Origin of the sequence: Gordonia sp. 852002-50395_SCH5434458, assembly GCF_001665905.1 — a bacterium.
Lineage (GTDB): Bacteria > Actinomycetota > Actinomycetes > Mycobacteriales > Mycobacteriaceae > Gordonia > Gordonia jacobaea.
Window position 1 is genome coordinate 1 of record NZ_LZTC01000002.1, and the last position, 12,763, is coordinate 12,763.

Genomic DNA, 12,763 nt, shown 5'->3' on the forward strand with positions numbered 1-12,763 from the left:
TCGGCATCGACTTGGGCGACAACAGAATCGACGAGCGCAGCAAATCGTGTCGTCGACAGATGATCACGTGCCGAGAGGGCGGCGGTGAGACGGGCGTCGACCTCGTCGATGGTGTCAGGGCCGCACAGGCTGGTGCGTGCCACAGCAATGTGGAAGCGCTGCAAATCGATACGCCCGCAGGCCAGGAGTGAGGAGGTGTAGGGGAGTCGGTAGCGCAGGGCGTGGGCGTCGATGATCAACTCGCGTGCCCGACCCGGCGGTAGCGACAAGACTGCGCCGACGTCGGCGATGGTGCGTTCCACACCATTGGGGCCGTACTGTGCGCGAGGGTCGTCACCGGTCTGTCCTCGAGCAGCGAACTCGCGCACCGCTTCCGGTGAGTCTGCTCGGCCGTCGGTGAGTTCGCCGATCTCGACGCCGTAGTCTTCTTCGTGTTCCTCGTGGATGAGACTGATCGCCGTCAACAGGCGGAACTGTGCAGAAGCAATGGTCGATGCGCAGTGCGCGATCACCTCGACCAGATCGGTCTTCGACAGAGATTCGTCCTCGGCGACGCGCGCGAGCACCGGCGGCTGCGACGCGGGCACGCCTGTGGCGTCGGCCGCGCCGGCCGGGTCGGAGAAGGTTTCCAAGGACATACATCGAACATACAGACGAGGTCTGACAATTTTCGTTCCGTGCTCAGCGGGCTGTGGAAATCATCTGCCGGAGCAGCCGCGCAACGGATTCCGAAGCCGGTCGGACACCGCCGACAGCGCGACTGCGTATTCCGAAGAAGGTGTCGAACAACATCCCGGACAGGAACGCTATGAGGTCGGCGGCGTCCTCACGCGGCGTCGACGATCCCAACACCTCGAGTAGCGCGGTGGCTCGATCTAGCGAGAACAAGCACGAGCTGAGTTCTGTTCGCAGCGAGTCATTTTCACGAACCTCGGGCAGCAGCGCGAACACCGCGATCGCGTCGGGGCGTCGAACGCCAGTAAACGCCGCCAGCTGTTCGGCGATGAACACCGCTGCGGCGTCGACCGATATCTCACCGATCGGCTCGGCGTTGTTCATGGCGTCACGCGAGTGCGCACGGATTCGTTCGATGGTTGCGGAGATCAACGCGTCGCGCGTCCGGAAGTAATACGACGTCGAACCCTTCGGCAGTCCGGCGGCGCGGTCGACGGCGCCGTGTGTCAGCGCGCGTGCGCCACCGTCGGCGAGCAGTGTGATCGCACAGTCGCAGATGAGTGGGCGGCGGTCGCCGGGTCGGGGCATCGACATCTCCGTTCGGTTACTCTACAAATATAGAGTAATCGAGACGAGGTGACTAGATGCGACGTCGCGTGCGACAGAAGGCCGCGGAATCAATGCGTGAGGCGTTCTTCGCTGTAGTGGTTGGATCGAACCTGAAACTCGATGTCGCACAACGTGAAACGATGACATCCATGGCGCTCAATGTAGGTAATGGTTTCTACCTCTGGGGAGATCCGGGGCGAGGCAAGACCGCGTTGTCGTCCCTGTACTTCAACGCAATCCCCACCGCATCAAAGCGTCGCTTCCACTTCTACGAGGTCTTCGCTGCGATCGACCACCTCATCGCATCCACAAGAGGGACTGTCGACGACGCGCTCGACGAGTTGCTAGCTGGCTCGACGGCGGTCATGTTCGACGAGTTTCACGTCCACGACGTCGCCGACGCCATCTACCTCACCGCAACTCTTCGACGCATCGTCCGCGACGGGACACTATTCATTGCGACGTCGAACTATCCGCCGCAACAGCTGCTTCCAAACCCCTTGATGCACTACCGGTTTCAACAGGCGATTGACCTCATTGAGAGAGAGTTCTCGGTTATTTGGATTGGCGAGGGTGACGACTACCGAAGGTGCGCCGCCGCGCCACGACACGGCTTTTCCTCCGGAACCTGGTCACCGACGGAGTCTGAGCAGATCGCCGGGATGTTGCCCGAACGAATCGATATGAACGGCCAGTCGGTCGAGGTTCTACACAACGCCATAGCGGCGGCAGTCACGTTCGCCGAGCTCTGCGAGCGGCCGCTGGGGACGCGGGAGTACCTCGCGCTGACCGAGCGTTTCCGCGAGATCACTCTCCGTGACGTACCCGATCTTGCCCACGCTGATCGAGAACCGCTGCGACGCTTGGGAAGTCTGGTCGACATCTGTTGTGACCGGGACGTCGTACTGCACATTGTGTCTTGGGGAACTCCACGCGACATCCTCCGCGCGCAGCCGTCGCCGCCCGACGCGGCCCGCACATTCAGCCGATTGTCGATGCTGCGGCCCACAGTCAACTCGACTCATCTCGACGTGGAGACGTGATCGGCCGACGCTCTGTTCGCGGCGCGTGCGGCGTCGAGAAGCATTGTGCCGTTGGCGAGATGCGCAACAAGCGTGCCCGCGAAGACGTCGCCTGCGCCTGTGGTATCCACGACGTCGACCTGCGGAACGTCGAGGATGTCCAGCGATCCGCTCCCGGCGACCACCACGTCGTCGCCGCCTCGCGTGATGATCACGGATCCGCTGATGGTCAACAACTTTCGTGCCAGCTCAGAGGGCTCGGCATCGTTTGGCAAATCGGCGTAGTACGCCGCCTCGATCTGGTTGACGATCAGCGGGTCGGCCTCGGCGAGTATCGACGGGTCGACCGGTGCCGTCGGGCTGGGATTGAGGACGAATCGAATCTCGTTGTCGTGGCACCACTTCGCGGTTGCAGCGGTGACCTCGGTGGGTGATTCCAACTGCGTGATCACGACGGCGGGGCGCAGCGCGTCGAGTGCCGCGCCGACATCGTCGGGGGTCAGTTGGCTGTTGGCGCCGGTGATCACGATGATGCTGTTGTCGCCATCGTCGTCGACTTCGATGACCGCATGGCCGCTGGTGCCCGATACCCGACGCACGTACGTGACGTCGACGCCCGCGTCGACGAGATCAGACACCATCCGGTCTCCGGCGGAGTCGGTGCCCGTCGCCCCCACCAACGCGGTTGACGCGACCGCGGCGGCGGCTCGTGCCTGATTGGCTCCCTTGCCGCCGGGACGCTCGGTCAACGACCGACCGAGGACCGTCTCGCCGACGGCGGGTCTGCGGGCGAGTATGACCACCAGGTCGAGATTCAACGTTCCGACGACCGCCACCACTCCTGAACCTGTTGCCTCCATACCCCGAGTATGCCGTTCGGCCGGTCGCGTAGATTGCTGTTCGATCACCGCGATAGAGGAGAGCTGATGGCCGCATCACGATGGAAACGAGTGCAGACACTGGCGCGCATCCTCGGCGGACATCAGGTTGCACCAGACATACAGACGCCTCACGTCACCCTCTTCGACGATCCGCAGCGCACGCTGCGTCGCTACGGCACCGCCGAGCAGGTTGACTCCGCCCGCGCGTCGGGAAGGCCACCGATCCTGCTGGTCCCGCCGCTTGCGGTGCCCGCTCGCTGCTACGACCTCGGGCCGGGGCAGTCGGCCGTCGAGCATCTCCTCGCCGCGGGACGCATCCCGTACGTCGTCGACTTCGGCGACGTCGGGCAGGCACACCGGCAGGTCGGCTTCGAGACCTACTTCGACGACATCGTCCCGCAGGCGATCGACCGCGTGCTCACCGACTACTCCGCCGCCGAGGTCGACGTCGCCGCGTGGAGCCTGGGCGGGACCGTGTCGCTCCTGATGATCGCGGCGCACCCGGACCTGCCGGTGCGCTCGATCACCGCGATCGGTACACCGCTCGACTACGACGCCGTGACGCCATACCCGCTCGTCAAACGGGTCATGCAGCCGGTCGGCGGGGTGCCGATCACGGGCGCGCTCAAGGTGATGGGTGGCATTCCCGCGCCACTGGTGCGCATCGCCTACCGCGCGCTGGCCGCCGACCGTGAACTCAAGAAGCCGCTCTACATCCTGCGCAACGCCGACGACCACGAGGCACTCGCCCGCATGCAGGTCATCGACCGATTCCAAAACGCCATGCCGGGCTACGCGGGCAAGGTGTCGCTCCAGATGTGGGAGAACTTCGTCTATCGCGACGAATTGGCCTCGGGTGTAGTCGATTTCGACGGTCGTATCGTCGATCTCACGACGATACGCAAGCCCATCCAACTCTTCGGCAGCCACCGCGACGCCATCGCGAGCTGGGAAGCTGCGCATCACGGCGTCGAACTTCTCAGCGGCTCAAGCGACGTGCACTTCCAGACCGTCGAGACCAGTCATCTCGGCCTGATCGCAGGCGACGCCGCTGCGGAACAGACGTGGCCGCGCGTCGAGGAGTTCCTCGACGATCTCGACACGCGAGAAGTGCTGCAGCACAAGTGACGTCAGCTCTCGGCTGATGCTGTCCGCCGAGCTGCCAACCACGCGTGCACCATCGGGACGGCGCTTGCTCCCTCGCCACTCGATGCGGCGACCCGCTTCATCGACTGTGCCCTGATGTCGCCCGCGGCGAAAACCCCTGCGACACTTGTGACGAGGTTCGGTGGCGGGAGTTCGCCGGGCCACTGATCCTTCGGAACGTCGCGTCCGGTCAGTACGAAGCCGCGATCGTCGAGCGCAATACTGGCGGGCAGCCAGTCGCAATGCGGTTCGGCACCGATCAGCAAGAACAGTCCGCCTGCGCTCACCCGCTCGCTAACGCGAGTGACGGTGTCGCACAACTCGAGCCATTCGAGTTGACCATCGCCACCGCCGTCGATGACCTCGGTGGTACCACGCACGGTGATCCGCGGGTGATAGGCGATCTCGCCGATCAAATACTGCGACATCGTCTCGGTGAGGTCTGCTCGTCGAACCAGAATCGTCACCGAGCGCGCGAAGCGGGCGAGATGAATCGCGGCCTGGCCCGCTGAGTTGCCACCGCCGACGACGAACACGTCCCGTCCGTCCATCTCGCGTGCCGCGGACATCCCCGCACCGTAGTTCACACCAGACCCGACAAGCGATTCCAGCGATTCGACGCCGAGTCGTCGATACGCGACACCGCTCGCGATGAGCACACTTCGCGCCAACACGTCGCCACCCTCGGTGCAGAGGCGATGCGGAGCGTCATCGACGCCGAGTCGCAGTTCGTCGACCGGCCATCCGGAGTAGAAGCGCGCACCGAAACGTGTTGCCTGCGTGCGGGCTCGTTGCGCGAGACGCATGCCGGAAATGCCGCGCGGGAAGCCGAGGTAGTTACGGATCATCGAACTCGTACCCGCTTGTCCCCCAACGACATCGGATTCCAGAACCACCGTCGACAAGCCTTCCGAAGCGCCGTACACGGCGGCAGCCAGTCCCGCAGGTCCCGCGCCGACGACCGCCAGGTCGACGATCTCGTCCTCGTCCACATCCGACGGCCGCCCGTAGATGAGCGCCGACACGTCGCGGGCTGTGCCCGGAGCGATCACACGGTTACGCAACTTCGGGGCCATGGAGTGGACGAGCGGAAACGGAACGGGCGCGCCACCCGAGTCGTACAGCGCGATGGCTGCCTGCCCCTCGACGCTGTCGCTGGAGTACACCCGATTGGGCATCCCCATGCGGTCGAGGATGTCCCTGATGCCGAGCGTGAGCGCCGACGACGAGTCGCTGATGACACGAACGGAATCGACGACCGGGGTCGCGACAGTCGCTCCCCAATCCGAGAGCATCTCGGTGATCGCATAGTGGAATTCTTCGTCGCGAGCGCCGCGCGGCATGAGCAAAAATGTGTCGAATTTGCCCTTCGCGAGGGCGGGTCGCAGCAACTCGATGTGGGCGCCGAAGTTCTCCCACGAGATGACGACGACACGCTTGGCCGTCGGCACGATGCTTCGGAAAGTGCTCAGCGCCTCGAACACCGACATGTCGGGCAACTCGGACTCGACGACGATCTGCGCCACCGGAACCCCCTCGCCCACAAGGCTGCCGAGGAGCACGACCGCTCCGACGGCCGACTCCGCACACTCGATGCGATAGTCACGGAGGTACCGGCCGAACTCGCCGCGAAGTTGCTCTGCGTGGCCGGACGACACGAGCACGATTGCGGGTTGGTCACCCATGGCTCCAGTGTGGCAGGAATCGGCGTCGGTCGAGTGGGCGCTCAGCTCAACGCGCAACCACGCGGCGCAGCCTCAACCATTGCTAGGCTGACCGGCATGCATGTGGATCCCACTGTCGGTGTTGCCAGTGCTGGCTTGATCGGCGGATATGCGACCGCACGGTACACCGGCAAACGTCCACTCGGGGGCGTGGTCCTCGGAATTGCGGGCGCCTGGTGCACGCGCCAGTGGCTGAGCAGGGGGCCGGGACCGGCGGCCGGACTTCTCACGGGCTACCTCGCAGCGTTCGGGCTGTCGCACCCACTCGCGGAGAAGATCGGCGCATGGCCATCGGTCTTCGCGGTGACCGGTGCTTTCGGCGCCGCGACGTACGCGGTCACCTCCCGCACCGCCACCACCTCTCACACGGGAGCCTGAAACATGGCCGCCAAGCCACACGTAGTGATCATCGGAGCCGGGTTCGCCGGAGTACACGCAGCTCGGCGACTCAAGAAGGTGCCGGTCTCGATCACCGTCGTCGATCGCGGCACCAGCCACCTCTTCCAGCCGCTTCTCTACCAGTGCGCAACCGGCGTGCTCTCGGAAGGTGCCATCACCAGCCCGATCAGGCATCTGCTTCGACGTCAGCGCAACGTCAACGTGGTGCTCGGCGAGGCCGACGATATCGACGTCGCGGCAAAGGTTCTCACCGTTCTCGGTGCCGACGGCAGTCCAGCCCAGATCAGCTACGACTACCTCGTCGTCGGGACCGGCATGCGGACCGCGTATCACGGCTGCGACGACGCGATCGAGAACTCGATCGGCATGAAGACGCTCGACGACGCGCTTGCGATTCGACGACAAGTGTTGGGCGCCTTCGAGATTGCCGAGACACTCACCGATCCCGAGGAGCGTCGGAAGTGGCTCACCTTCGCTGTCGCAGGCGCGGGCCCTACCGGCGTCGAAATCGCCGGACAGATACGCGAATTGGCGACGCTCGCACTCGGTCGAGAGTTCGATTCGATAGACCCGACCGAAGCCCGGGTTCTCCTCTTCCACGGAGCTGATCGCATCCTGCCGTCGTTCACCGAGTCGCTGTCCAAGAAGGCCCAGCGCACACTCGACAAGATCGGCGTCGAAACCCATCTCGGTGTCCATGTCGTCGACGTCGGCGAGGACACGGTCACGACCAAGGACAAGAAGACCGACGAGACCACGACATACAAGGCCAGGACGACGTTGTGGACAGCGGGCGTCGAGGCTGTCCCGTTCGCGCGTACTCTCGCCAAGGCACTCGGCGTCGAGGCCGACCGCTCCGGTCGGATTCCGGTGCGCGACGACCTCTCCGTCGAGGGGCACCCCGAGGTGTTCGTCGCGGGCGACACGTCGTCGTTGAACAAACTGCCGGGCGTGGCAGAGGTGGCCATGCAGGGTGGGCGTCACGTCGGTGGCGTGATCGCGGATCTCGTTGCGGGACAATCAGAACGTAAACCTTTCAAGTATCACGACCTCGGAAATGCCGCCTACATCGCGCGACGAAATGCCATCGTGCAGAGTGGTCCGCTGGAAATGTCGGGAACCTTGGGCTGGCTCGCGTGGGGAGTGATCCACGTGGCCTTCCTCGCGGGCGTTCGGAACCGCATGGGCGCGCTGGTGACCTGGTCGGCAACGCTGATCACCGGAACTCGAAGCGAACGAGCGATCACCTACGGCGACCCTCGCAGAGCGCATCAGCCCTACCCCGACGAGTGACATGTACGTCATCGGTATCGTCGCGGCGTGTCTGGCTGCATTGGCATACGGACTTTCGACGGTCCTGCGTGCCAAAGGGGCACAAGAGGCGGCACAGGGTTCCGGCAACAGCGGATCGGCGAGCGGTGCGCTAGCCGCGTTCACCAATCCGACGTTTCTCCTCGGCACGCTGACCGTGATGCTCGGTTTCATCGGAGGCGCGGTCGCGGCGCGATTCCTGCCGCTGTTCCTCGCGCAGTCGATCGTGGCGGGCAATCTCATCGTGACCGCACTGTTGGGCACGGTGATGCTCCATACCGCGCTGCGCGCAAAAGACTGGGCGGCGATCCTGCTCGTCGTGTTCGCGCTGTGTGTACTCGGCGCATCGGCGTCCAAAGAGGCGTCGACACACGCTGACATGAAATTCCACTGGGCGCTGTTCGTGATCACCACGGCGGTTGCGGCACTCGGCGTCGCGGTCATGCGGGCACTCGGAAGTCGCGGAGCCATCTTCGGAGGCGCGATCGCGGGTCTCATGTACGGCGCGCTGGCAGTCGCGGTGCGTGTGCTCGACGGCGTCTCCCCGTTCGACCCCCTCACGGTGCTGAAGGATCCGGCAGCATGGACCATCGCCATCGCGGGTGCCATGGCGTTCTACATCCAGACCCTTGCGCTGCAGGTCGGACCGGTCAACGCCGTCACCGCAGTGCTCGTCGTCGGAGAGACAGGTCTTCCCGCCATCGTCGGTGTGGTGTTCCTCGGAGACAAGGCCGTCGACGGACTGGAGTGGCTCGCGGTCGTCGGCTTCGTGTGCGCGATCATCGGTGCGTCGCTGGTTGCGTGGTTGACGAGTGAGGAAGGCGAGCAGCCCGCCGCGCAGGGAGTGCACACCTAGACTTGGGCACCATGAGCACCGATGATGTCGCCGAACAGATCCTGCGCACCTTCGACACGATCACTGTCGTCGGGGCAAGCGCCAACCCAGCCAAGCCGTCGAACGGGGTTCCCGCCCTGATGAAGTCGCTTGGCTGGCGCATCATCCCGGTCAATCCCACTGCCGAGACGATAGTCGGAGAGGCCGTCTACCCGACTCTCGCCGACGTTCCGGAGCAGGTGGAGTTCGTCGACGTGTTCCGACCGTCGGCCGACTGCCCGCAGATCGCTCGCGAGGCCGTCGCCGCGGGCGCCAAGGCGCTCTGGTTGCAACTGGGGATCACGTCACCGGAGGCGCGTGCGATCGCCGAGGAAGCCGGACTGCTCTACGTCGAGGATCGGTGCCTCAAGATCGAGCAGCAACGCACCGGGATCACGCCGAAGCGATGAACCACGGTCCGGCGGGACTACCACTGGCGCTGCTGTTCGTGGCGTTCCTGCTGACGTTCGTCATCACCCGCGTCATCACCCGCCTGATCCGTGCCGGCAAGGGGCCGTTCCGCAACAACGTCTCCGGTGGCGTGCACATCCATCACGCCGTACCCGGGATCATCCTGTTGATCATCGGCGCCATCACGTCCGTGGCGGCCGACGGCACGGCGCCCGCCGGCGAGATCGCGGCAGTGCTGATCGGCATCGGGGCGTCGCTGGTGCTCGACGAGTTCGCGATGATCCTGCACATGCAGGACGTGTACTGGTCGCGTGAGGGGCAGCTCTCGGTGCAGGTCGTTGCCCTCACTGTGGCGGCACTCGGGCTACTGCTGCTCGGTCTCAATCCCGTCACCACCGACGACGACGAGTCGGCACGGTTCGGCGCAGGCCACGTGGTGATTCTCGTGGTCCTCGTCGTGCACATCGGTGTGCTGCTCGTCTGCGTGGCCAAGGGCAAGTATTCGACGGCCGTCATCGGGGCGTACCTCCCGCCGGTCGCGTGGATCGGCGCAGTTCGGTTGGCGCGCCCGGGTTCTCGTTGGGCACGCAAGCACTATTCGAAGGCCAAACAGGACCGTGCCACGTATCGCGCGGAGCATTTCGACGCGCAATTCGGTTCCTATGGACTGAAGCTTGCCGACCTCGTCGCGGGTAGGCCTTCGCAGCCCGACCCCGAAGCACCGAGCACTGCCGCCTGAGCAGCTCGCCAATCGATAGCGAGCGATTGAATATGACACACTGAATAGGTGAGTTCGCAGGACACGGCCGATCCGCACGACATGGACACCAACCCGCTACTCCTGGAGCGGCAGGTCTGTTTCGCGTTGGCCGTGGCGAATCGTTCGGTACTGCGCATCTATCGCCGATTGCTCGATCCGCTCGGCCTGACGCATCCGCAGTATCTGGTCATGCTCGCGCTCTGGGAGTCGGAACCGAGAGCGGTCAAAGATATCGGTGCGGTGCTGCAACTCGACTCCGCGACCCTTTCTCCGCTTCTCAAGCGACTCGAACAACAGCAACTCATCGTGCGCAGGCGTCGCGGCGACGACGAACGCAACGTCGACGTCGATCTCACGTCGTCGGGTCGTGCACTGCGTGAGCAGGCGTTGTCGATTCCCGGGGCCGTCGTCGATGCACTGGGCGTCGAGCTGTCTGATCTCGAAGAGTTGCACCGAGCCCTGACGCGCGTCAACACTGCCGCGGTTGCGGCGGCGAAGGCGCCGAGCGCGTAGGGACCCGTTCTAGCTCGGGTAGATAATGGACTGATGGGTCTACCGATCATCGACCTCTCGACGGCCGCCTCCGATCCCGCGGGGTTCGAATCCGCGCTCCTCGACGCGACGCACCGAGTCGGCTTCTTCTACCTCGTCGGACACGGCGTCCCGCAACAGCAGATCGACGAGATCCTGGCGCTGGCCAGGCGTTTCTTCGCGCTTCCCGCTGATGCCAAGGACGAGATCAGCCAGCTCGAGAGTCCGCATTTCCGTGGCTACTCACGCCTCGGTGGCGAACTGACCAACTCGGAAGTCGACTGGCGCGAGCAGATCGATATCGGGCCCGAGCGCGACGTGATCGAGAACGCGCAGGGGTATTGGAATCTGCAGGGGCCGAACCAGTGGCCGTCCGCCCTTCCGGAGCTGCGTCCGGCGTTCGAGAAGTGGGACGCAGCGCTGTCGGGGGTCGGGCTCGAGCTGTTGCGTCACTGGGCGCACGCACTCACCGGCGATGCGACCGTCTTCGACGACGCCTTCGCGACGGCACCGGCCACTCTGATCAAGGTGGTGCGTTATCCGGGCACCACGCAGACATCGCAAGGCGTTGGCGCACACAAGGATTCAGGTGTGCTCACGCTGCTGCTCGTCGAACCGGATTCGACCGGCCTACAGGTGGAGGCGGGTGCCGACGAGTGGATCGACGCACCGCCGCTCAAGGGTGCGTTCATCGTGAACATCGGAGAACTGCTCGAGGTCGCGACGGGCGGCTTCCTGCGGGCGACGCGGCATCGGGTACTCGCTCCGGCGCCGGGAACCGACCGGATCTCGATTCCCTACTTCCTCAACCCGGCGCTCGACGCCCGGGTCCCGACGCTCGCCCTACCGCCCGACCTCGCGCAACTCTCGCGCGGCGTCGAAGAGGATCCGGCCAACCCGCTCTACTCGACGTACGGGGAGAACGCGTGGAAGTCGAGGACACGCGCGCATCCCGACGTCGCGGCGCGGCACCACGGCTAAGGTCGGACTATGTCCGTGTCGGGTGAGATGTCGGTGCAGGGAGTCCAGTTATGAGCGCGGTCGCGTGGATAGTCATCATCGTGACCATTGCGGTCGCGTTGATCATTCTGGCAGGAGCGGCGTGGTTCGCCGTCGATTCCGACAAGCGGGTTCGACGCTTCGCGCGCTCCAACGACCTCATCCCCGGCCAGCCGAGCCGCGCCCCTGACGACTGGACGACGTCGACGTCACGGGAGGCGCGGATGCACCGTCGAATCCGCTATGCCATCGCCGACGTCCACCAGAACCCGTGGATCGCCAACGACGCCGGCCTGGTGGCCGAGCGCGATCGTCTGGACGCGGCAGTTTTCGACTTGGACGACAAGCTCATTCACGTCCCGACCCTCCCCGAGGAGGAGCGGGACTCGGAACTCGAAGCGATCGACGCCGCCATCGTCGAACTCGAAGAACTACCGAAGAAGCTGTGGGAGACGCCCGCGGAGCAGCAGCGCAGCGATATCGACGCCGCGATCAGCACGATCGGGCGGGCCTGACACTAGGCGGTCAGCTCGATCAGCTTGCGGACGGTCCGTAGGTTGCGCCCTGTGCCCTGCACGCCGAGTCCTCGTGCGATCACGGGTGCCGTCAGCTTCGAGGTGCCTGCGCCCTCCGCGTAGCGGATGTGGAGGTCGGAGCCGATGACCTGGGAGAGATCGTTGCCGAAGACCTTGTCCGAAAACGCTTTCAGTCGATCCTCCGGTGGCGTATCCACCAAAAAGTAGACGTACGAGAACTTCTCGTCGACGACGTCGAACGGGTGGGTGTCGAGAGCGGTCACGAGTTCGTCGCGCGAACGGCTGATCACTTCGCGGAAGAATCCGTAGCGCTGCTCGATTGCCGCCTCGAGTGCTCTGTCGAAATGGTTCGGCGCCGCCGGTGGCGTGCAGATCAGGTTGCCGGAAGCGATGTACGTCGAGATGTCGGTTGCTCCGAGATCGCCTGCGATGCTGCGCAATTCCTTCATCGGAACCTTCGCACCACCGACGTTGATCGCTCTGATCAGTACTGCTCGACGTGGCATGTTTACAGTGTCTCACCGACTTTGGCGCTCTGTTAGCGTCGTTGGTCCTGACCCGAGCTTTCAGATCACGAGGGGCCGCTCGGGTGGCTCTGGTGAGGGAGGAGTCGGGCCTGGATCAGGAATCGGTTCTGGCGCGGGGACCGGGATCGGCGGCTCTGGCGGGGGTTCCGGAATCGGCTCAGGAGCCGGCGTCGGCGTGGGCGGTGGAACTGGTACTGGCTGGTTCATGTGCAATGCACTTTCCGCGGACCCGCGGGAGATGGACCCACTGGATCCGACGGTACGCGCATCACCGCGGTTGTTGGGTTGGTCGGCGGGTGGGCTGTCTCTTATACACATCTCCGAGCCCACGAGACTAGCGCTCATCTCGTATTCGTGC

At 64.6% G+C, this 12,763-nt stretch carries 15 protein-coding genes; 10 read left to right on the forward strand and 5 right to left on the reverse strand.

What is annotated here, in order from left to right:
- Together A5785_RS00165 and A5785_RS00170 are read right to left on the reverse strand one after the other, a co-directional pair.
- On the reverse strand, positions 1–638 hold a 638-nt coding region (locus tag A5785_RS00165; protein WP_156527963.1), incomplete at its 3' end, for a DUF222 domain-containing protein.
- A gap of 43 nt (positions 639–681) precedes the next feature.
- Positions 682–1,263, reverse strand: a complete 582-nt coding sequence (locus A5785_RS00170) for a TetR/AcrR family transcriptional regulator (protein ID WP_064864043.1) — start codon at positions 1,261–1,263, stop codon at positions 682–684.
- 170 nt (positions 1,264–1,433) lie between these two features.
- Between A5785_RS00170 and zapE the strand changes: the two genes are divergently transcribed.
- Positions 1,434–2,327: a cell division protein ZapE gene (gene zapE / locus A5785_RS00175; RefSeq protein WP_197494431.1), complete on the forward strand. Its 894-nt coding sequence runs from the start codon at positions 1,434–1,436 to the stop codon at positions 2,325–2,327.
- Here zapE and A5785_RS00180 read toward each other — a convergent pair.
- Complete coding sequence (locus A5785_RS00180; protein ID WP_064864027.1) at positions 2,306–3,166, reverse strand: ribokinase; 861 nt, start codon at positions 3,164–3,166, stop codon at positions 2,306–2,308. The genes zapE and A5785_RS00180 overlap by 22 nt on opposite strands.
- 66 nt (positions 3,167–3,232) lie before the next feature.
- Between A5785_RS00180 and A5785_RS00185 the strand changes: the two genes are divergently transcribed.
- A complete protein-coding gene (locus A5785_RS00185; RefSeq protein ID WP_064864029.1) occupies positions 3,233–4,315 on the forward strand; it encodes an alpha/beta hydrolase in 1,083 nt (360 codons plus the stop codon).
- Positions 4,316–4,317: 2 nt separating this feature from the next.
- Here A5785_RS00185 and A5785_RS00190 read toward each other — a convergent pair whose 3' ends face one another.
- Complete coding sequence (locus A5785_RS00190) at positions 4,318–6,018, reverse strand: FAD-dependent oxidoreductase (protein ID WP_064864031.1); 1,701 nt, start codon at positions 6,016–6,018, stop codon at positions 4,318–4,320.
- A gap of 96 nt (positions 6,019–6,114) precedes the next feature.
- Here A5785_RS00190 and A5785_RS00195 point away from each other — a divergent pair, with 96 nt between their 5' ends.
- From A5785_RS00195 to A5785_RS00230, 8 genes are all read left to right on the forward strand, one after another.
- A complete protein-coding gene (locus tag A5785_RS00195; RefSeq protein WP_064864033.1) occupies positions 6,115–6,435 on the forward strand; it encodes a hypothetical protein in 321 nt (106 codons plus the stop codon).
- Positions 6,436–6,438: 3 nt separating this feature from the next.
- Positions 6,439–7,749 (forward strand): NAD(P)/FAD-dependent oxidoreductase, encoded by a 1,311-nt coding sequence (locus A5785_RS00200; RefSeq protein WP_064864035.1) that lies wholly within the window; start codon positions 6,439–6,441, stop codon positions 7,747–7,749.
- A gap of 1 nt (position 7,750) precedes the next feature.
- Positions 7,751–8,623 (forward strand): hypothetical protein, encoded by an 873-nt coding sequence (locus A5785_RS00205; protein ID WP_064864037.1) that lies wholly within the window; start codon positions 7,751–7,753, stop codon positions 8,621–8,623.
- A gap of 11 nt (positions 8,624–8,634) precedes the next feature.
- Positions 8,635–9,051, forward strand: a complete 417-nt coding sequence (locus tag A5785_RS00210) for a CoA-binding protein (RefSeq protein ID WP_064864045.1) — start codon at positions 8,635–8,637, stop codon at positions 9,049–9,051.
- On the forward strand, positions 9,048–9,791 hold the full coding sequence (locus A5785_RS00215) for a hypothetical protein (protein ID WP_049699365.1): 744 nt from the start codon (positions 9,048–9,050) through the stop codon (positions 9,789–9,791). Before A5785_RS00210 ends, A5785_RS00215 begins: the two co-directional genes overlap by 4 nt.
- Before the next feature lie 81 nt (positions 9,792–9,872).
- Positions 9,873–10,325: a MarR family winged helix-turn-helix transcriptional regulator gene (locus A5785_RS00220; RefSeq protein WP_064864047.1), complete on the forward strand. Its 453-nt coding sequence runs from the start codon at positions 9,873–9,875 to the stop codon at positions 10,323–10,325.
- Positions 10,326–10,358: 33 nt separating this feature from the next.
- Positions 10,359–11,324, forward strand: a complete 966-nt coding sequence (locus tag A5785_RS00225) for an isopenicillin N synthase family dioxygenase (protein WP_064864039.1) — start codon at positions 10,359–10,361, stop codon at positions 11,322–11,324.
- Between the two features lie 50 nt (positions 11,325–11,374).
- The gene (locus A5785_RS00230) at positions 11,375–11,857 is read left to right on the forward strand and encodes a hypothetical protein (RefSeq protein ID WP_064864041.1); all 483 of its coding nucleotides are present in this window, start codon (positions 11,375–11,377) and stop codon (positions 11,855–11,857) included.
- 2 nt (positions 11,858–11,859) lie between these two features.
- Here the strand turns inward: A5785_RS00230 and A5785_RS00235 are convergent, their stop codons facing one another.
- Complete coding sequence (locus tag A5785_RS00235; RefSeq protein WP_049699368.1) at positions 11,860–12,384, reverse strand: DUF1697 domain-containing protein; 525 nt, start codon at positions 12,382–12,384, stop codon at positions 11,860–11,862.
- Positions 12,385–12,763 lie beyond the last annotated feature (379 nt).